Annotated in this window: 17 protein-coding genes and 1 pseudogene; 8 read left to right on the top strand and 10 right to left on the bottom strand. The window is 69.1% G+C overall.

What is annotated here, in order from left to right; genetic code table 11:
* Positions 1 to 8 precede the first annotated feature (8 nt).
* From CFN17_RS10800 to CFN17_RS10780, 5 genes are all read left to right on the top strand, one after another.
* A complete protein-coding gene (locus tag CFN17_RS10800) occupies positions 9 to 2,498 on the top strand; it encodes a helicase-associated domain-containing protein (RefSeq protein WP_208747719.1) in 2,490 nt (829 codons plus the stop codon).
* Complete coding sequence (locus CFN17_RS10795) at positions 2,495 to 4,141, top strand: DNA repair helicase XPB (protein ID WP_208747718.1); 1,647 nt, start codon at positions 2,495 to 2,497, stop codon at positions 4,139 to 4,141. The genes CFN17_RS10800 and CFN17_RS10795 overlap by 4 nt, the downstream gene beginning before the upstream one ends.
* Before the next feature lie 85 nt (positions 4,142 to 4,226).
* On the top strand, positions 4,227 to 4,937 hold the full coding sequence (locus CFN17_RS10790) for a response regulator transcription factor (RefSeq protein WP_208747717.1): 711 nt from the start codon (positions 4,227 to 4,229) through the stop codon (positions 4,935 to 4,937).
* 2 nt (positions 4,938 to 4,939) lie between these two features.
* Complete coding sequence (locus tag CFN17_RS10785) at positions 4,940 to 6,406, top strand: HAMP domain-containing sensor histidine kinase (protein WP_208747716.1); 1,467 nt, start codon at positions 4,940 to 4,942, stop codon at positions 6,404 to 6,406.
* A 128-nt stretch (positions 6,407 to 6,534) separates the two neighbouring features.
* Positions 6,535 to 6,822, top strand: a complete 288-nt coding sequence (locus CFN17_RS10780; protein WP_208747715.1) for a WXG100 family type VII secretion target — start codon at positions 6,535 to 6,537, stop codon at positions 6,820 to 6,822.
* 16 nt (positions 6,823 to 6,838) lie between these two features.
* Here the strand turns inward: CFN17_RS10780 and CFN17_RS10775 are convergent, their stop codons facing one another.
* From CFN17_RS10775 to CFN17_RS10750, 6 genes are all read right to left on the bottom strand, one after another.
* Positions 6,839 to 7,825 carry a ribonuclease HI family protein gene (locus CFN17_RS10775; protein ID WP_208747714.1) on the bottom strand — a complete coding sequence of 329 codons (987 nt, stop codon included), beginning with the start codon at positions 7,823 to 7,825 and terminating at the stop codon, positions 6,839 to 6,841.
* Between the two features lie 363 nt (positions 7,826 to 8,188).
* Positions 8,189 to 9,826: a chaperonin GroEL gene (gene groL, locus CFN17_RS10770; RefSeq protein WP_208747713.1), complete on the bottom strand. Its 1,638-nt coding sequence runs from the start codon at positions 9,824 to 9,826 to the stop codon at positions 8,189 to 8,191.
* Between the two features lie 295 nt (positions 9,827 to 10,121).
* Entirely contained in the window at positions 10,122 to 11,393 is a 1,272-nt protein-coding gene (locus CFN17_RS10765) for an ABC transporter substrate-binding protein (protein ID WP_261792457.1), read from the bottom strand.
* A gap of 77 nt (positions 11,394 to 11,470) precedes the next feature.
* The gene (locus CFN17_RS10760; protein WP_139184482.1) at positions 11,471 to 11,674 is read right to left on the bottom strand and encodes a cold-shock protein; all 204 of its coding nucleotides are present in this window, start codon (positions 11,672 to 11,674) and stop codon (positions 11,471 to 11,473) included.
* A gap of 159 nt (positions 11,675 to 11,833) precedes the next feature.
* On the bottom strand, positions 11,834 to 12,469 hold the full coding sequence (locus CFN17_RS10755) for a LytR C-terminal domain-containing protein (RefSeq protein WP_208747711.1): 636 nt from the start codon (positions 12,467 to 12,469) through the stop codon (positions 11,834 to 11,836).
* Positions 12,470 to 12,565: 96 nt separating this feature from the next.
* Positions 12,566 to 12,886 (bottom strand): DUF3263 domain-containing protein, encoded by a 321-nt coding sequence (locus CFN17_RS10750; RefSeq protein WP_208747710.1) that lies wholly within the window; start codon positions 12,884 to 12,886, stop codon positions 12,566 to 12,568.
* A 117-nt stretch (positions 12,887 to 13,003) separates the two neighbouring features.
* Between CFN17_RS10750 and CFN17_RS10745 the strand changes: the two genes are divergently transcribed.
* Positions 13,004 to 13,783, top strand: a complete 780-nt coding sequence (locus CFN17_RS10745; RefSeq protein ID WP_208747709.1) for a uracil-DNA glycosylase — start codon at positions 13,004 to 13,006, stop codon at positions 13,781 to 13,783.
* A gap of 51 nt (positions 13,784 to 13,834) precedes the next feature.
* Positions 13,835 to 14,674 (top strand): siderophore-interacting protein, encoded by an 840-nt coding sequence (locus CFN17_RS10740; protein WP_208747708.1) that lies wholly within the window; start codon positions 13,835 to 13,837, stop codon positions 14,672 to 14,674.
* Positions 14,675 to 14,705: 31 nt separating this feature from the next.
* On the opposite strand, the gene CFN17_RS10735 is transcribed toward CFN17_RS10740, so the two are convergent.
* Both CFN17_RS10735 and CFN17_RS10730 read right to left on the bottom strand, forming a co-directional pair.
* Entirely contained in the window at positions 14,706 to 16,202 is a 1,497-nt protein-coding gene (locus tag CFN17_RS10735) for a threonine/serine exporter ThrE family protein (protein ID WP_208747707.1), read from the bottom strand.
* Positions 16,203 to 16,236: 34 nt separating this feature from the next.
* Positions 16,237 to 17,310 (bottom strand): peptidoglycan bridge formation glycyltransferase FemA/FemB family protein, encoded by a 1,074-nt coding sequence (locus tag CFN17_RS10730; protein WP_208747706.1) that lies wholly within the window; start codon positions 17,308 to 17,310, stop codon positions 16,237 to 16,239.
* Positions 17,311 to 17,424: 114 nt separating this feature from the next.
* Between CFN17_RS10730 and CFN17_RS10725 the strand changes: the two genes are divergently transcribed.
* Positions 17,425 to 17,994 carry a TspO/MBR family protein gene (locus CFN17_RS10725; protein WP_208747705.1) on the top strand — a complete coding sequence of 190 codons (570 nt, stop codon included), beginning with the start codon at positions 17,425 to 17,427 and terminating at the stop codon, positions 17,992 to 17,994.
* A gap of 20 nt (positions 17,995 to 18,014) precedes the next feature.
* On the opposite strand, the gene CFN17_RS10720 is transcribed toward CFN17_RS10725, so the two are convergent.
* On the bottom strand, positions 18,015 to 19,424 hold the full coding sequence (locus CFN17_RS10720; RefSeq protein WP_208747704.1) for an L-serine ammonia-lyase: 1,410 nt from the start codon (positions 19,422 to 19,424) through the stop codon (positions 18,015 to 18,017).
* 161 nt (positions 19,425 to 19,585) lie between these two features.
* Positions 19,586 to 19,924 (bottom strand): annotated as a pseudogene (locus tag CFN17_RS10715) (serine hydroxymethyltransferase); the annotation flags it as partial.

Raw genomic sequence — 19,924 nt, 5'->3', positions numbered from 1 at the left:
TGGACCCGATGTCCCTCATCCGCGCACTGAGCAAGGAACTTCAGGCACGAAGCGACGATTCGTTGCGGGCCCTGTTTTGCGCGCGGCCGGACCTGATTTCGCCCGGCGTCCCGGACTTCGCCGCGCTGGCTGCGCGCGCCAGCGGACGGGTCAGCGTGCAGCGGGCGCTGGAGCGGCTCAACCGCCCGCAGATGCAGGTCCTGGAAACCCTGCACCTGTGCACCAACGCCGACACCGGACACAGCGCGTCCGCGGTCATGCTGAAGAAACTGATCAACGGCGCCACGGTTGCCGCCGTCGACCGCCTGCTGAAGTCCCTGCAGGACCTGGCGCTGGTCCACCGCGCCGATCCGCCGCATGGCCTAAACGCCGCCGCCGCCAAGCAGCGGCATTACCTCCCGGTCGGCAGCCTCAAGGACGTGATCGGCATCTACCCGGCCGGGCTGGGGCGCAGCTACACGGAACTCGTCCGGCTCCAACCGGCCTTTGCGCAGCGCGTCGTGCAGCTCGTGGGGGAACTGCACCGGAGCGGGGCCGCCATTTCCCCGGCCACGACGCCGATGGAGGCGGCGCTGTCGCTGCAGCACTGGACGGCGACCCCGGAGTCTGTCCGGGCCATCCTGGCGGCGGCGCCGGACCGGACCACCGCGCTCCTGGCCCGGTTCGGGAACTGGGCCATGGGCGCGGTCCCGCAGGCCCAGCGCCGGGCCTCCGTGCTGCACGAAAGTTCCGACGTCGGCCCCGTGGACTGGCTGCTGGCGCGCGGGCTGCTGGTGCCGCTGGACGCCGCCCATGTCGAACTGCCGCACAGCGTCGGCGTGGCCCTGCGCGGCGGCTTTGTCATTGAGGATTTTTCCCTCGTCCCGCCCGTGCCGCGGCTGGGCCACACGAGCGCGGGGCTGCGCCGCAACGCGGCGCTGGGAGCCATCGCCGAGACGCTGCGGCTTGTGAACGAATTGCTCTACACGGTGCACGAACAGCCGCTGGCCACGCTGCGCAGCGGCGGCGTCGGGGTCCGGGAGATGAAACGGCTCTCGGATTCGCTGCGGATCGGCGTGAACGAGGCCGGCGTGCTCGCGGAGTTCTGCGGCATGGCCGGCCTCCTGCGGCTCGACGTCGACAGTTCCGCCTGGGTCCAGCCGCCGCAACTGGAGTGGCTGGCGCTCCCCCGGCAGGAACAGTGGCTGTGGCTGGTCAACGCCTGGCTGGCCAGCGAGCGCGCCCCCTCCCTGGTGGGCCAGCCCGTGAACGCGGCCGCCGCAGGCCAGGCGCACCGGGGCGCCGCGGGGACCACCATCAACGCGCTGTCCGCCGAGGCGCAGCGGCCCGACGCCCCGGTGGTCCGCCGGCGGGTCCTGGAAATCCTGCATGAACTGACCCTCGAGGCCGCGGCACCGGACGGGCAGGCGCCCGTCCTGGACGCCGCCGCCGTGCTGGAGCGTGCCGAATGGGCGCAGCCCCGGATGGCCCGCCGCTTCAGCTCCCTGATCCGCGGCATCCTCAGCGAGGCGGAGATGCTGGGCCTGATCGGATCCGGCGCGCTGAGCCAGCTGGGCGCCGCCATCGCCGCCGAACAGCCGGATGAGGCGCTGGGGATCCTGGGCGAGCACCTCCCGGCGGCGCTGCAGCATGTGCTGCTGCAGGCGGACCTGACGGCGGTGGCGCCGGGCTACCTCGACCCCGAACTCAGTGACCGGCTCCTGACCATGGCCGCGGCCGAGGGGCAGGGACCGGCAACCATCTACCGGTTCTCCGTGGACTCCGTCCGCCGGGCCCTCGACGCCGGCCAGGACGCGGCGGCGATGCTGGACTTCCTGCGCCGGCATTCGGCCACGGCTATCCCCCAGCCCCTGCAGTACCTGATCGAGGACACTGCCGCCCGGCACTCCCGGCTCCGCGTCGGGGCCGCGGCCAGTTTCATCCAGAGCGAGGACGAGACCGCCCTGCTGGAGCTGCTCAACGCCCCTGCGGCGGCCGGCCTCGGGCTCGTGCGGATCGCCCCGACCGTCGTCGTCTCGCACGCCGCGCCCCGGGACACCGCCCAGGCGCTCCGGGCCCTGGGCCTGTCGCCTGTCCTGGAGGAGGCCGCGTCCGCCGTCGTCCGGCTGCGCCGCAGCACCCCGGTGACCGGCGGCCGGCCGGTCTACACGGCCCCGCGCACGGCCCCGCCGGATGCGGACATCGACGCCCAGCTGGCGGTGCTGCGCGGTGACGGCCCCGTGGCCGCGGGCCCGGCCGCCCAGGCTGCCGCGGCCGCCCCGGGCAGCGAGGAGGCCACGCAGCTGGGCCTGGAGACCCTGCTGAAGGCGATCCGGCTCAAACAGCGCGTGGTGATGAATGTCGTGGACAGCCTGGGGAATGCCAGCCGCGAGAGCGTTGTTCCGGTAGCAGTGAATGGCGGGCGTGTGCGGGTGTTCGATCCGGACAAGGAGACCGAACGGGTCCTGTCCATCCACCGGATCATCGACGTAGAAGCTACAGAGGAACTGCTCCAGTGAATGACGGGCCCCTGATCGTCCAGAGTGACAAGACCATCCTGCTGGAGGTCGACCACGAGCTCGCCACGGAAGCCCGCCACGCGATCGCGGCGTTCGCCGAGCTCGAACGCGCCCCGGAGCACGTGCACAGCTACCGGCTGACACCACTGGGGCTCTGGAACGCCCGGGCCGCCGGGCTCGACGCCGAAAAGGTGCTGGACACCCTGCTGAAGTACTCCCGGTTCCCGGTGCCGCACTCCCTGCTGATCGACGTCGAGGAAACCATGTCCCGGTACGGCCGGCTGCGCCTGGAAAAGGACCCGCAGCACGGGCTCGTGATGCGCACCTCCGACTACCCGGTGCTGGAAGAGGTCAGCCGGGCCAAGAAGATCGCCCCCTTGCTGGGGCCGCGGATCGACGGTGAGACCGTTGTGGTGCATTCCTCCCAGCGCGGCCAGCTCAAGCAGCTGCTGCTCAAGATCGGCTGGCCCGCCGAAGACCTGGCCGGCTACGTGGACGGCACCCCGCACCCCATCATGCTCAACGAATCCGGCTGGAAGCTGCGCCCCTACCAGCAGCTGGCCACGGAGAACTTCTGGGCCGGCGGCAGCGGCGTCGTCGTGCTTCCCTGCGGGGCCGGCAAGACCCTCGTGGGTGCCGCCGCCATGGCCACCAGTTCCACCACCACACTGGTCCTGGTGACCAACACCGTCTCGGCCCGGCAGTGGAAGGACGAACTCCTGAGGCGCACGTCGCTGACCGAGGAGGAGATCGGCGAGTACTCCGGTTCCGTCAAGGAAGTCCGGCCCGTCACGATCGCCACCTACCAGGTCCTCACCACCAAGCGCGGCGGGCTCTACCCGCACCTGGAACTCGTGGACGGCAACGACTGGGGCCTGATCATCTACGACGAGGTCCACCTGCTGCCGGCCCCGATCTTCCGGATGACCGCGGACCTGCAGGCCCGGCGCCGGCTGGGCCTCACCGCCACCCTGGTGCGCGAGGACGGCCGGGAGGGCGAGGTCTTCAGCCTGATCGGCCCGAAGCGCTACGACGCGCCGTGGAAGGACATCGAGACCCAGGGCTACATCGCCCCCGCCGACTGCGTGGAGGTCCGGGTGGACCTGCCCCGCGACGAACGGGTGGCGTACGCGATGGCCGAGGACGCCGACAAGTACCGCCTGTGCGCGACCTCCGAGACGAAGACCCGGGTGGTGGAGGAGCTCGTCGCCGAACACGCGGGCGAGCAGCTGCTGGTGATCGGGCAGTACATCGACCAGCTGGACGAGATCGGCGAGCGCCTCAACGCGCCGGTGATCAAGGGAGACACTTCGGTGAAGGAACGCCAGCGGCTCTTCGACGCGTTCCGGGCCGGGGAGGTGCAGACCCTCGTGGTGTCCAAGGTGGCCAACTTCTCCATCGACCTGCCGGAGGCGTCCGTCGCGATCCAGGTGTCCGGGTCGTTCGGTTCCCGCCAGGAGGAAGCCCAGCGGCTGGGCCGGCTGCTCCGGCCCAAGAAGGACGGCCGCGCCGCCCGCTTCTACTCGCTCGTGGCCCGGGACACGCTGGACCAGGACTTCGCCGCGAAGCGGCAGCGCTTCCTCGCCGAGCAGGGCTACGCCTACCGGATCATGGACGCCAAGGACGTCGGCACCGCCGGTTAGGCGTGCCGCTCCCCACCCGGAACAGCCCATGCAACACCCAACTTCCATTCAGATAACTCCCAGAGTCTGGGAGCATCATGGGAACATGAAGAAGAACGGTCCCGAAGCCAAGCTGCTCGTCGTCGATGATGAACCCAACATCCGCGAGCTGCTCTCTACCTCCCTGCGCTTCGCAGGCTTTGAAGTTGTTTCGGCCGGCAGCGGGCGCGAGGCGCTGGCCGCCGCGGATGAGCACGCCCCGGACCTCGCCGTCCTGGACGTCATGCTGCCCGATATGGACGGCTTCACCGTCACCCGCCGCCTCCGCGCCGCGGGCAAGCACTTCCCCGTCCTGTTTCTCACGGCCAAGGATGACACCGAGGACAAGGTCACCGGCCTGACCGTGGGCGGCGACGACTACGTCACCAAGCCCTTCAGCCTCGACGAAGTGGTGGCCCGCATCCGCGCGGTGCTCCGGCGCACCCAGCCGCAGATGGACGACGACGCCGTGATCCGGGTCGATGACCTCCAGCTCGACGACGACGCCCATGAGGTCCGCCGCGGCGGCACCGTGATCGAGCTCTCCCCCACCGAGTTCAAGCTCCTGCGCTACCTCATGCTCAACCCGAACCGGGTCCTGTCCAAAGCCCAGATCCTGGACCATGTGTGGGAGTACGACTTCAACGGCGATGCCTCGATCGTTGAGTCCTACATCTCCTACCTGCGCCGCAAAGTGGACATCGATCCGGACGCCCCGGCGCTGATCCAGACCAAGCGCGGCGTCGGCTACGTCCTGCGGACCGCGGAGAAGCGCTGACCTTGCTACACCGCTGGAAGTCGGCGTCGCTGCGGTCGCAGCTGGTGGCCATCATGATGGCCCTGATGCTCGTGGCCCTCACCGCCACGGGCGCCGGCACGCTGACCCTGCTGCACAGCTTCCTGCAGGGCCAGGTGGACGACAAGCTCCGGGCCGCCGTCGATTCCGCACGCCAGCAGCAGTCCTTCAGCCAGCTGCAGGTGGCCAACCCCAACGTTCCCACTGACTACTCGCTGATGCTCTTCAGCCCGGGCATGCCGCCCTACACCTTCGGCGGCGACAAGGACTCGCATCCGGCCATCAACACCTTTTCCGCGGTGGAGGCCCGGGAACGCCAGCTGGTGCCGTTCCAGGTGCGCGGCACCGAGAGCGGCAACTGGCGGGTCGTGGCGGTCAATGTGGTGGACAACAACCAGCGCAATGCCGTCGTCATCATCGGGCTGCCGCTGGACCCGGTCGATTCCGTGATGGAGCACGCCGCCCTGGTGGTGGTGGGGGTGGGCCTGCTGACCCTGGTCCTGGCGTTCTTTATCGCGACGTGGACCGTCTCGCGCTCCTTCCGCCCGCTGGCCCGGGTGGAGAAAACGGCCGCCGCGATCGCCGCGGGCGACCTCTCCCGGCGGGTGGAGGTGGAAAACCCGGGCACGGAGGTGGGCCGGCTCGGCAGCTCCCTGAACGCCATGCTCGCGCACATTGAAACAGCATTTGCGGCCCGGATGGCGTCCGAGGCCCGGATGCGGCGCTTCGCCGCCGACGCCTCGCACGAGCTGCGCACCCCGCTGGTGACCATCCGGGGCTTCTCCGAACTGTACCGGCACGGTGCCCTGTCCACCCCGGAGGACGTCGCCACCGCGATGGGACGGATCGAAAGCGAAGCCAAACGCATGGGGGCGATGGTGGAGGACCTGCTCCTGCTGGCCCGGATCGACGAGCAGCGCCCGCTGCAGCAGAAACCCGCCGATCTGCTCCTGCTGGCCAATGACGCCGTGGTGGATACCCAGGCCAGCGACCGCAGCCGCACCATCACGCTCACCGGGCTCGACGGCGCGGCCCCGGCTGCGGCCCCCGTGCTGGGCGATGAGGCGAAGCTGCGCCAGGTGGTCAGTAACCTGGTCGGCAATGCCCTGCGGTACACCCCGGAGGGCACCCCGATCGAAATCGGTGTGGGAGTCCGGACGGCGCCCGGCGGCGACCGGCAGTCCGTGATCGAGGTCCGCGACCACGGGCCGGGCGTTCCGGACGACGAGGCGGCCCGGATCTTCGAACGCTTCTACCGCGCGGACACATCCCGGACCCGGGAAACCGGCGGCAGCGGCCTGGGCCTTGCGATCGTCGCGGCCATCGTCGGCGCGCATGCCGGCAACGTGCGGGTCGAGAAGACCGACGGCGGCGGGGCCACCTTGGTGGTCAGCATCCCGTTCCTGGACGAAGAGGCCACCGAATTGGCCGCCGCGGAAGCTGCCACGTAGGAGTTCTCCACATAGCCGCCGGCGGCGGTACCGCGCGGGTGCGCGGGTGCCTACGCTCGAAGAGTCCGGACCCTCCGGATGTGGCGGCCTCAGCCTGCTGCCGCCTGAAGACGCGAGAGGGCATTCCCATGAGCATCATTTCCGTCGATACCGAACTGCTCCAGCTCAAGTCCGCCAATGTACGGGCCACAGTTGAGCGGATCAGCGCCGACGTCCACGCCATGAAGCTCGGCCTGGATGAGCTCCAGGGCAGCTGGCGCGGTTCCGCGGCGTCGAGCTTCCAGAATCTGGTCGCCGAGTGGACGCTGACCCAGGGCAGGGTCGAGGCCTCCCTGGCCTCCATCAACCTGGCACTGAATTCCGCGGCGGCCACCTACGCGGAAGCTGAGCTGGGGAACACGCAGCGCTTCATGTGAGCCTGTCCCGGGCGGGTCAGGACTCCGGGGTGCCCTGGTGGAAGCGCAGGCGCCATTGCGCGCCGTCCAGGACCCACAGGGAGCTGCGCAGGGCCGAGCCCTCCCGGGTGTGGCTGCGGTAGGTCAGGAGCACGGTCTTCTCGCCCAGCCGGTCGGCGCCCAGGAGTTCGAGATCGACGGGTCCGCCCGGGTTGTCCTCCAGGGCCATCAGCATGGTGTCGCGGGTCCAGATCCGGCCGGAGCTGCCGATCTCGGTGAAGTCCGGGTGGAGCAGGACGCCGGTGCGGCCCAGGTCCGCGCGGGTTTCCGGGCGGAGCAGCTCGCGTTCGAGGGACTCGACCACCGCTTCGGCGCTGGCCTCGGCCGGAACCCCGGACGCGGCGGGTTCCTCGTCCAGTTCGCTGAAGAGGTCCGGTTCGCTGAAGCCGCTGAAGACGCTCTGCCCGTCGGAGAATTCCTGCCGGCCGGACGGCACAGCAGCCGTCCGCGCCGCGGGTTGCGGTTGCTTGGCGCCGGCGTCCGCAAGCGGGCCCGCCGCTGCCCCGAAGCCGGGACCCTGCCGGACAGCCACGCCCTGCTGATAGGCGGTGGCGGCGGCCCGGGCGCGGTCATCGGCGGCCTCGTTGAGGTCGTGCCCGGCATGGCCCCGCACCCATTCGAAGGTGTACTTGCGGCCCTTGAGTTCCTGGTCGATCTCCTTGAGGAGGTCCACGTTCAGGACCGGCTTGCCGTCGGCCTTGCGCCAGCCCTTGCGCTTCCAGCCCGGCATCCACTTGGTCACGGCATTGATGACGTACTGGCTGTCGCAGAGGATCAGCAGCTCTTCACCGGGTATGTGCGCCGTGGCCCGGAACAGATCCAGCACCGCCATCAGTTCGCCCTGGTTGTTGGTTCCGTGCGGCCATCCGCCGGCGCGCCAGCAGTCGTCATTCACGTACCAGGCCCAGCCGGCCGGGCCAGGATTTCCTAAGGCCGAACCGTCGGCCGCTGCAGTAATCGTCACTGACCTATCCTGCCAGACCCCGCCGACACCCACCCAACCCTCCCTCACCTCCTGCACGCACCAGCCCAACCCTCCCTCACCTCCCGCACCCACCAGCCCAACCCTCCCTCACTTCCCGCACCTACCAGCCCAACCCTCCTTCGCCTCCTACTTTCGGGTTGGAGGAGCGTTGGCGTGAGCGGCGCGGAAGCTGAGAGAGGGTCGGCTATGGAACTGCAAGACGTGAGGGAGGGTCGGGGGCGGGACGGCCGGAAGTGAGGGAGGGTCGCTTGGTTGGTCGTGATTAAACGACGACGGCGGCCCCACCGCGAGGTGGGACCGCCGTCGCTGAACAGTCAGTTCAGGTGGCCGGAGGCCTGGTGGTTAGAAACCGCCCATGCCGCCCATGCCGCCCATGTCGTCGCCGCCGCCCATCGGGGCACCGGCCTTCTCGGGCTTGTCAGCCACAACGGCCTCGGTGGTGAGGAACAGGCCGGCAATGGAAGCCGCGTTCTGCAGGGCAGAGCGGGTCACCTTGACGGGGTCGTTGATGCCGGCGGCCAGCAGGTCAACGTACTCGCCGGTGGCGGCGTTGAGGCCGTGGCCGGCGGACAGGCCGCGGACCTTGTCCACCACGACGCCGGGCTCGAGGCCGGCGTTGAAGGCGATCTGCTTCAGCGGAGCGTCGATGGCAACGCGGACGATGTTCGCGCCCGTTGCCTCGTCGCCGGAGAGCTGCAGGTTCGCGAAGGCCTTGGCACCGGCCTGGATCAGGGCAACGCCACCGCCGGCGACGATGCCCTCTTCAACAGCAGCCTTGGCGTTGCGGACAGCGTCCTCAATGCGGTGCTTGCGTTCCTTGAGCTCGACCTCGGTTGCGGCACCGGCCTTGATGACTGCAACGCCGCCGGCCAGCTTGGCCAGGCGCTCCTGCAGCTTCTCGCGGTCGTAGTCGGAATCGGAGTTCTCGATCTCGGCGCGGATCTGGGACACGCGGCCGGCGATCTGGTCGGCGTCGCCTGCACCTTCGACGATGGTGGTCTCGTCCTTGGTGACAACAACCTTGCGGGCCTTGCCGAGGAGTTCGAGTCCGGCGGTCTCAAGCTTGAGGCCGACTTCCTCGGAGATGACCTGGCCGCCGGTGAGGATGGCGATGTCGGCCAGCTGCGCCTTGCGGCGGTCCCCGAAGCCCGGGGCCTTGACGGCGACGGACTTGAAGGTGCCGCGGATCTTGTTGACGATCAGGGTGGCCAGGGCCTCACCCTCGATGTCTTCGGCAATGATCAGCAGCGGCTTGTTGGACTGCATGACCTTTTCCAGGACAGCAACCAGTTCCTTGACGTTGGAGATCTTGGAGTTGACGATCAGGATGTACGGATCCTCGAGGACCGTTTCCTGGCGCTCGGCGTCGGTGACGAAGTAAGCGGAGATGTAGCCCTTGTCGAAGCGCATACCTTCGGTGAGCTCGAGCTCGAGGCCGAACGTGTTCGACTCCTCGACCGTGATGACGCCTTCCTTGCCGACCTTGTCGAGGGCTTCGGCGATCAGGGCGCCGATCTCGTTGTCGCCGGCGGAGATGGACGCGGTGGCGGCGATCTCTTCCTTGGTCTCGATTTCCTTGGCGGAGGCCAGCAGCTCTACGGTGACAGCCTCGACAGCCTTCTCGATGCCGCGCTTGAGGGACAGCGGGTCAGCGCCGGCCGCGACGTTGCGCAGGCCTTCCTTGACCAGGGCCTGGGCCAGCACGGTTGCCGTGGTGGTGCCGTCGCCTGCGACGTCATCGGTCTTCTTGGCAACTTCCTTGACCAGCTCGGCGCCGATCTTCTCGTAAGGATCGTCCAGCTCGATCTCCTTGGCGATGGAAACACCATCGTTGGTGATCGTGGGGGCGCCCCACTTCTTCTCGAGGACGACATTGCGTCCCCGCGGGCCGAGGGTGACCTTGACGGCGTCGGCGAGGGTGTTCAGGCCCCGCTCAAGACCGCGGCGTGCCTCTTCATCAAATGCAATGATCTTGGCCATAACGGCAGTAGTCCTTTCGGGACAGTCGTTAAGAATGAACCTTCGCTGTGGTGCCCGCGACGGACGATCCCTACCCGGCGGCCTCTGTATGCCGCTGGGTCCGGGATCTCACCCCAGCAAGGTGTTCCTCTAACTCCTGGACCGGCCGCCCCACAGCGCGACCGGCTGGGCCGGGCGCCGTGTTAGCAGTCAGTGCGCTGGAGTGCTAAGTCAATAATTAGCACTCCCCCGGGGAGAGTGCAAGCAGTGCCCGGGCCGGAACGCCCGCCGCCCGGGCGCAATTCGCTACGAGCGATCAGCCGCCGCCGCTGCTTCCGGCGGTTTCCGTCCCGGTCATTTTGGCCTGGTTGTCCGCGCCGTAGGTGTAGACCACGTAGTTCGCCTGCGTGATGTCACCGTGGGCATCGAAGTTGATCCGCCCGGACTGGCCGTCGTAGTCGGGCCGGCGGCCGGCCCGGAGGGCGTCGGTGCAGGCCTTGTAGCTCGTGCACACCTCGGCGGCGGACGGGCCGGCTGACTGGCCGGCTGACTGGCCGGCTGATTGACCACCTGCGGCGGAGATTCCCCCGGAGACGCCCACGAGCGAGGCGGCGATGGAAGTGCCGGCATCGTCTTCAGCCGCGGCGGCCGCGATGCCCGCGAGGGTGACGGCGTCGTAGGTCTCGGCGGCGAAGATCATGTCCTTCAGGCCGGGGTCGACGGCAACGAGGTCGGCCTGGAACTCCGCGGACGGGAACACTCCGGGGAGGACCCCGCGGGCGCCCTCGAGCGCCCGCGCGCCCAGTCCGGAGCCATACTGGCTGACGGCTCCGTCGCTGAGCACCAGCTTCTTGCCGGCGAGGCCGGCGTTGTTCAGTTCGGCGATGGCACCCTGGGCGCCTTCGCGCGCGACCAGGACCACGGCGTCGGGATTGGCGGCCTTGACGTCCGCGACGGCCTGCTGCGCCTGGCCCGGCTTGAATTCGGCCTGCGCCACGGTTTCCAGTCCCGACTGCGTGGCGGCCGCGGCGACGGCGGCGCCGACACCTTTGCCGTAATCGCCTTCCTCATGCAGCACCGCGAGGGTTTTGGCGCCGCCGTCTTTGGCCAGCTTGGCCAGGACGGGGGCCTGCGCGACGTCGGCCGCGGCCGTGCGGAAATAGTAGCCGCCGCTCTTGTAGTTGCTGAGCGCGGCTGCGGAGTTGGCTGGCGAGATGACCGCCACTTTGGCGTTGGCGAGCACGTCGATGGCGGCCGGCGCGCGGCTGGAATCGGTCGGACCGATCACGACGTCGGCCTTGGCCCCCACGAGTGCCTTGGCCTGGGCGGCGGTGTCCGCGCTGACGGTTTCCGGCAGCAGTTCCACGGGCTTTCCCTTGTGGCCGCCGGCGTCGTTGATGTCCTTGACAGCAAGCTTGGCCGCGGCCAGCTGCGGGGCGTTGAGAAAATTCTGCGGGCCCGTGTTGTCCAGGAGCAGGCCGATGCGCAGGGTTCCGTCGCCGCTGGCGTCGGCGCTGGAGACCCGGGCGCTGCCGGCAGGACCCAGGCAGCCCGTCAGCGCCAGGGCGGCTGCGGCGGCGGCCGCCAGGGCGCGGGTCGGTGGTACAGTTCCGCGGCGGCTCCGGGCCGCGTCCCGGAGGGTGTTCGTGACGGCGGGACGTGCCACTAGGCGGGCCGGACGCTTTCGGCCTGCGGGCCTTTTTCGCCTTCGCCGATTTCCAGCTCCACCCGCTGGCCCTCATCCAGCGCGCGGTAGCCTTCCCCGATGATCGCGGACCAGTGCACGAAGACGTCGTTCTCGGACCCGTCCACTGTGATGAAGCCGTAGCCTTTTTCGGCGTTGAACCATTTGACGGTTCCCAGTGCCATGGTGTCCACACTTTCAGCTAGCTTGCGTTCGGCCCACGTCGGTGTGCGCCGCGGACTGCGAAGAGAAATCCGCAGTCACTGTATCCACAGGGTCCCGCAGGAATGCCGGCGACGGGCAGGCCCGCCGGTGAATAGTTATTGAGGCGTAACCGGATCGGGCTACTGGAAGCCGGGGCCGATGACGACGACGAGGGGCAGGTTGAACTCGGCGGACTCCACCAGGGTGTCGATGCCCAGGAGCGTTCCGAGCGCCTCCGCGTTGCCCTTCTGGTCCGCGCTGCTGTAGAAGATCACCGAGGACTGCTGCGGGACACCGCCCCAGTTGCCCGTCTCGCCCAGGACCCAGCCCGCGGAGCTCACCGTACCGCCGACCCGGCCGGCGAGCCCGGCGGTGGTGGTGCCGTTGTAGATCGTGACGGGCTGCGACTTGTCCACGCCCGCGTCGGGAGCTGCCGAGGCAGTTGCCGCAGGCTCCGTGGTTGTTTCGGGGCTGGCGGTTCCGGCGGCCTCGGGGCTGGCCGGGGCGGTGCCGGCGGCGGTGGGGCTCGCCGGGCTGGAAGCGGACGGGGTGGCGGATGCGCTGGCACCGCCCGATACGGCCGAGGCCTGGCCGGCGGAGAATCCGAGCTTCGGCAGGATCAGGAAGGCCACGAGTCCGATCGCCAGCGCCACGCAGCCGGCTGCGAGGATGGGCACCAGGCTCCGGCGGCGCGATTCGGCGACGGCCCGGTGGACACCCTGCCGGGTGGAGGTCTCCGGGACCCGATCAAATTCATCCCGAGCGTATTTGGTCATGGTAAAACGACGTCCTTGCTGATTTCATACGGGGCGCCCGGGTCCGGAAACGGACGCGGCAAAAACTTGCGCAGCCGGGTGCGGTGTGACGCGGCTCTACGAGTCTGTTCCCAGGCGACGGGCCGTGCGGGCACGTTGGCGTGATGTACGTAGTCTACGCAATCTCTTGACCAGCATGGGATCGTGAGCCAGCGCCTCCTCGGTGTCGATGAGGGCGTTGAGGATCTGGTAGTAGTGCGTGGCCGACAAATCGAACAGCTCACGGATGGCCTGTTCCTTGGCCCCGGCGTACTTCCACCACTGCCGCTCCAGGGCCAGCACCTGCCGGTCACGCTGGCTTAGCCCGGAATCCCCGGACACCCCGTCCGGGGCGGCGGAATCCCTCGTGGGCACGTGCTCCTGCGCTGCTTCGGCCACTGCATCCTCCCTGGCTGGTTCCGGCAAAAACCCTTACCCATGCTACGGCCGAACAACAGGGTTGTCATTCGGCGCGGAGCCGGGGCGGACTGCGACTGCCGCCGGACGTGGGGAAGAATGGGAGCTGTGTTTGATTCCGACGCCCTGTTCGAGCTGGAACCTGCAGCCGCTGACAACCTCAGTTTCACGGACCTCGCCCGGCAACCGCTGGCCGAACTCGTCGCGCCCGACTGGGCCGGGGCGCTGGCGCCGGTGGAGGCGCAGCTGCGCCAGGCCCTGGACTACGTTGCCGGCGACGCCGCCGGGCACGAGGTGCTGCCGTCCCCGTCGAATGTCCTGAGGGCATTCCGGCAGCCCTTGGCCGGCGTCCGGGTGCTGATTGTGGGGCAGGACCCCTACCCAACGCCCGGGCACGCCGTGGGGCTGTCCTTTGCCGTGGATGGCGCCACCCGGCCGATTCCCCGCAGCCTCGGCAACATCTACAAGGAACTTGAGGCGGACCTGGGCTTCCCGCCGCGCGTCCACGGGGACCTGGGCCGCTGGGCGGAGCAGGGCGTGCTGCTGCTGAACCGGGTGCTCAGCGTCCGCGCCGGCGCGGCGGGATCACACCGCGGCAAGGGTTGGGAGGACGTCACGGCCGCGGCCATCCGGGCCGTCGCGGAACGGCCGGCCGACGGCGGGTCCGGCCGCGCGCCCCTCGTGGCGATCCTGTGGGGGAAGGACGCCGAGTCCGTGCGGCCGCTGCTGGGGTCCGCGGCCGTGATCGCCAGCGCCCACCCCAGCCCGCTCTCCGCCGCCCGCGGCTTCTTCGGCTCCCATCCCTTCAGCCGGGCGAACGCGCTGCTGCAGGACCAAGGCAACGGGACGATTGACTGGGAGCTGCCACCGCTGCCGTAACAGCTGTCCGGCGGGAGGGCCCGGGCGGGGTTCTTCGTTAGGCTTAGCTGCATGACCTCCGTCCCCGCAGCCACCACCGCCAACAAGAACTCGCGTCCCCAGACTGACCTGACGGTCCTGCGCCGGGAGCAGCTCTCCCCGCACATGGTCCGGATCATTGCCGGCGGCCCCGGCTTCGCCGGCTACGTCAACAACGGCTACGTGGACCGATACGTCAAGATCGTGTTCCCGCAGTCCGGCGTGGAGTACCCGGAACCGCTGGACCTGTGGGCCGTCCGGGAATCGATGCCGCGCAGCCAGTGGCCGCACACCCGGACGTACACGGTCCGCTGGGTGGACGAGGCCGCCCGGGAACTCGCCATCGACTTCGTCATCCACGGCGACGAGGGCCTGGCCGGCCCTTGGGCCGCTGCGGCGCAGCCGGGCGACCGCCTGACCTTCACCGGCCCGGGCGGCGCCTACAACCCGGACCCGGCGGCGGACTGGTACCTGTTTGCCGGTGACGAGGCAGCCCTGCCGGCCATCAGCGCCGCCATCGAAGCCCTGCCGCAGGACGCCCGTGGCCTCGCCTTCCTCGAAGTCGACAGCGACGCAGACCGCCAGCCCGTCGCTGCCCCGGCCGGCGTCGAGCTGCGCTGGCTGCTGCGCGGCGGCGTGCCCGCGGGCGAGAGCGACGTCCTGGTCACCGCCGTGCGCGACGCCGAGTGGCCCGAGGGCCGTGTCCATGTCTTCGCCCACGGCGAGCGGGGCTACATGAAGGGCCTCCGGGAGGTCTTCTTCGCCGAGCGGGGCCTGGAACGGGCGCAGGTGTCCCTCTCCGGTTACTGGGCCAAGGGCCGGGTGGAGGATGACTTCCAGGCCGAGAAGAAGCTGCCCGTAGGGCAGATCTAAGGGCAAGATCTAGAAGCGCAAGATCCCGGAGTTACCGGCGGCGCGCCCGGCGCCGCTCGTTGCTCGCCAGGCCCCGGGTCAGGGGCCGCGCCAGGGTGTCGCCGAGGACGATTCCGGCGGCGACACCGAGCACGATCGCGCCGGCGTTAAGCATTCCGCCGGCCCCGATGAGGATCTCGGATTCCTCGATCGTCAATACATACATGGATCGGAATATAGTGAGTCCGGGCAGCAGGATCAGGGCCGCGGGGACAGCCACCACGAGCTGCGGTGCGCCCATCCGGAGTGCGACGACACGCGCCAGCAGGCCGATCACCACCGCCGCGAGGGCCGGCGCGAAGCGCGGGCCGATCCCAACGGCGTCCCCGCCGATCAGGACCAGGTGGCCCACGACGCCGACTGCCGCCGTCGGGAGCAGCAGTTTCCATGCGGTCTGCTCGGTCACGCCGATGGCCACGACGGCGACGGCGACCATGGGCACCAGCAGCCACAAGGGATACGCCGGCGGGAATGTTTCTGTGACATCGATCGGTTCCATGCCGGTCATGTCCCCGACCACGAAGCCGATGGCAATGCCGGCGACCAGCGCGCCGAAGGTGAGCATCGTGGACAGGAACCGGCCCGCCGCCGTCACGGGGAAGCCGTTGATCGCGTCCTGCACCGACGAGACCAGCCGGCCGGTTGGGAGCAGCAGCAGGATGCCTCCCACCACCACGATCGCCGGGGCAATCTGGATCCCCGCGGGACTGCCGAACCTCCACAGCAGCAGGGCGACGATGGTCACCAGGAACGAACACGAGGCCGTGATGAAGAAGTCCGGGGTGCGCCAGCGGCCCAGCTGGCGGGCCAGCAGGCTGACGAGCAGGTTGGAGACGAACGCAACAGCCGAGGCGCCCGGGCCCCCGCCCAGGACCCCGACGAAGACCGCGGAGAACACACCGAACGCCACCGTCACCATCCAGCGCGGGAACGGCTTGGCGCTGCGGGTGATTTCCTCAAGCCTGCGGACGGCTTCCTCGCGCCCGACGCCGCCGGCGACGATGTCCGTCACCAGCTGGTGCACTTGCGCCAGGCCGGCGTAGTTGTTGGTCCAGGAGCGCACGACGCGAAGCAGGGAAATGGGCGTCTGGTCCTTCGGGGCATAGTTGATGGCCACCGACTGGTTGGTGATGTCCACCTCGATGTGCTTGAGGCCCAGCGCGGCGGTGATGGCGATAATGCTGGTCTCGACCTCGAGGGCGCCGGCCCCGTACCGGAACATGGATTCGGCCAGCTTCAAGGCGAAGTCGATGGTCTTGCGGGCCGAGGTGTCCACTCCGCCAACCTGGATCATCGGGTTTGCGTAGGGGCTGCCCGCGAGCCGGTCCACGATGCTCATCGGTGCGGTGGGCGGGTTCTCGCCCTGCACCAGCCGGCGGAGCATGCGCTTGGCGGCGACATTCTGCCGCGCCTGCATGGGCGACATCGGTTCGGTCCGGGGCAGGCCGCCCGTGGGCGGCCTGCGGCGGCCGTCGGTGTCTTTGGTCATTCCGGCCTCCTCACTGTCCGTTGCTGCCGCGCGCTTAGTAAAACTGCTGGCCCGTGCGCCGGGTGTAGACCTGGCGTGCCAGCCGCTCCCCCGCGGCCATCCAGGCCTTGTACTTCAACGGGTTCAGCACCTGGTCGTAGCAGCCCACGAAGTCCGTCACCGTCTTGCTGAAGCTGGTCTTGAAGAGGCCCAGGCCGTGGAACGGGTTGGACGTGTCCTTGAGCTTGTCGCTGGGCGGCGTGCCGCAAAAGTCGTACTCGGTGCAGCCCAGGTCCTTGAGCTGGTTGATCGCAGTCCACTGCACGAGGTGCGAGTCGCCGTACTGGCTCCGTTTCTGCAGCGAGCCGCCATCCTTGTACGTTCCCTTGCGGCCGTAGTTGATCACGAACGCGCCTACCGAGGGCACGCCGTTCTCGTAGACGAAGAGCAGCCGGCCCTGGCCGCGGGCCAGGAAGTTGTTCCAGAACTGGCGGTAGTACTCGTACTCGCGGACCCGGACCTGGGACTTGGCCTCCACCGTGGTGGTCATCAGGGCGTACATCGCCCGGAAGTTCTCCTCCGTGGGTTCGACGTTGTGTACTTCGACGCCCTCGCGGATGGCGCGGCGCACGGCATTGCGGCCGCGGGAGTGCAGGTTGCGCAGCAGCTGGTTCTCCTCCGGCGAAATGTCCAGGAGGGCCGTGGAGTCGTTGGGTTGCAGGTTGTGGGTCTTGACCAGTCCGGCGCCTTCGAGGACCTTGACGGCGTCGTCGGACAGGATGATGTCCGGCTCGATCTTGATGGCGAAGACGCCCAGCCGGGCCCTCTTCACGAAGTCGGCGTTCGCCGCCGTGATTGCCGGGATGTCCTCGACGGACTCCACATCGGGGCCCTTGATCAGGTACCACAGCTTGCCCAGGAGCGGAAAGGACTTCTCCAGGACCAGGTTGTAGCTCGTGTAGTCGGCCGTCTCGTAGACCAGGTGCAGGGGCTTCCAGCCATAGTGCTGCTTGACCTCAGCGAAGGCCTCCGATTGCAGGAGATTGCCGCCGTTGGGGTTCGCGGTGACGTGGGCATCCCAGTTGGCAATCTCTTCGGCAGAGGCAAAGCGGGCAGTGAATTCACGCAAGGGTGCGGTATCCAATCATTGCGGTACGAGCTTCGGCGGCATGCAGACATGCAGCCCCAAGTCTATCGGCCCGCGCCCTGCCGCCGGTCCGGGCGGGGCGGTTACGCTGGTCTCATGCAGGCTCAGCAACAACCGGCGGAAGGCCCTTCCGAAGCGGCAGACGGCCGCTCCCGGGGTGCCGGCACCGGCGCCCAGGTAGTCGCACTTTTTCTGTTCCTCGGCGCGTCGGCGCTCGTGGCGGCCCTCGGCGGGCTGGCGACCGCGAACAACGTCAACGGCTGGTACGCCACCGCGGACAAAGCGCCGTGGTCCCCGCCCAACTGGGTCTTCGGCCCGGTCTGGACGCTCCTCTATACCGCGATGGCCGTCGCGGCGTGGCTCGTGTGGCGCAGCCGCCCGGCAGGCTCCCTGACGCCGGACAAACGGTCCGCCCTCACCGCCTATGCGATCCAAATCGTCCTGAACCTGCTGTGGACCCCGGTGTTCTTCGGCCTGTACCCGGCGATCGGGACGCCGGCGCTGTGGATCGCCTTCGTGATCATTGTGGCGCTGGCCGTTGCCGTGGCCGTGACCGTACTGCTGTTCGGCCCCATCAGCCGGACGGCAGGACTGCTGATGCTGCCCTACCTGTCCTGGATCGTGTTCGCGTCCTCCCTGAACCTTTGGGCTGCGCTACACAACTGAGGGCATTACAGGCACGCGGGTTAGCATTCGACGACGTTGACGGCGAGGCCGCCCATGGCGGTTTCCTTGTATTTGGAGGACATGTCCTTGCCGGTTTCGCGCATGGTGACGATGACTTCGTCGAGGGAGACGCGGTGGGAACCGTCGCCCCAGAGGGCCATTTTGGCGGCGTTGATGGCTTTCGCGGCGGCGATCGCGTTGCGTTCGATGCAGGGGATCTGGACGAGTCCGCCGATCGGGTCGCAGGTCAGGCCGAGGTTGTGTTCCATCGCGATTTCCGCGGCGTTCTCGACCTGGGCGGGGGTGCCGCCCATGACTTCGGCCAGGCCCGCGGCGGCCATCGAGGAGGCGGAGCCGACCTCGCCCTGGCAGCCGACTTCGGCGCCGGAAATCGAGGCCTGTTCCTTGTAGAGCACGCCGACGGCGCCGGCGGCCAGCAGGAACCTGACCACTACGTCGTCGCGGTCGGCCTGGGTGGCCTTATCCATGCCGGGGGCGTAGTGCAGGGCGTAGTAGAGCACGGCGGGGATGATGCCCGCGGCGCCGTTGGTGGGGGCGGTGACCACCCGCCCGCCGGAGGCGTTTTCCTCGTTCACGGCCAGGGCGATCAGGTTGACCCATTCCTGCCAGTACTTCGGGTCCCGGTCCTTGTCCTCCTTCAGGAGCCGTTCGTGCCAGTCCGGGGCCCGGCGGCGGACCTTCAGCCCGCCCGGCAGCAGGCCCTCGCGCTTGAGGCTGACCTCCACGCAGCCCTCCATCACCGACCAGATCTGCAGCAAACCCTCCCGGATCTCCTCCTCGGTCCGGGAGGCGCGCTCGTTGATCAACATGATCTGCCCGATCGACAGGCCCTTGGACTGGCATCGGCCGAGCAGTTCGGCGGCGGTGCGGAAGGGCAGGGGCAGGTCTTTCTTGGAGGCGTCGAGTTCCTGCTGGGCGGCGTCTTCCTCGCCTTCGCGGACGATGAACCCGCCGCCGACGGAGAAGAACGTCGCCTGGTGCAGGACGCTGCCGTCGGTGTCGGAGACCGTGAACGTCATCCCGTTGGTGTGCCGGGGCAGCACGGTCAGCGGGCGCAGGACCATGTCCTGCACCCCGTAGGGCAGCGGCACGCCCTGCCCGCCGGCGCCGGCCAGGTGCAGGGTGCCGGTCCCGGCGATCGCGGCGAGCCGGTCCTCGACTTCGGCCGGGAGGATCTTCTCCGGGTGGTAGCCTTCCAGGCCGAGCAGGATCGCGGTCATGGTGCCGTGGCCGTGGCCCGTCGCGGCCAGGGACCCGTACAGGTCCACCCGCAGGGACGCGACTTTCGCCAGGTCGCCGGAGGCCTGGAGTTCTTCGGCGAAGACGGCGGCGGCCCGCATCGGGCCCACGGTATGCGAACTCGACGGCCCGATCCCGATGGAAAAGAGGTCGAAGACTCCAACAGCCATTGACGGTTCCTAACTAGGTCTTGCTGTGGCCCGGCAGAGGGTCTTGCCGGAGGGCGGTGCGGCCGCCGGTGGGCGGCGGTCCCGCCGGATGCACGACGCCGGGCGGCGGCTTGTGGCCGCGGCCGCCCGGCGTCGTACTTTCTACTTCAGTGATACGTCGCCTAGGCGAGGTTGGCAACCGAGGGGTAGAGGGGGTGGGCGGCGGCGAGGGCCTGGACGCGGGTGCGCAGGCCGGTCAGGTCGGTGCCGGCGTCGGCGGTGAGGGCCTCGGCGATGATGTCCGCGACCTCGGTGAACGCGGCCTCGCCGAAGCCGCGGGTGGCCAGGGCGGGGGTGCCGATCCGGAGCCCGGAGGTGACCATCGGCGGGCGCGGGTCGAACGGGACGGCGTTGCGGTTGACGGTGATGTCGATCGCGGCGAGCCGGTCCTCGGCTTCCTGGCCGTTGAGGTCGCAGTCGCGCAGGTCCACCAGGACCAGGTGCACGTCGGTGCCGCCGGA

Origin of the sequence: Arthrobacter sp. PM3, assembly GCF_003352915.1 — a bacterium.
Taxonomy (GTDB): domain Bacteria; phylum Actinomycetota; class Actinomycetes; order Actinomycetales; family Micrococcaceae; genus Arthrobacter.
This window is presented reverse-complemented; position numbering and strand designations above follow the sequence as displayed.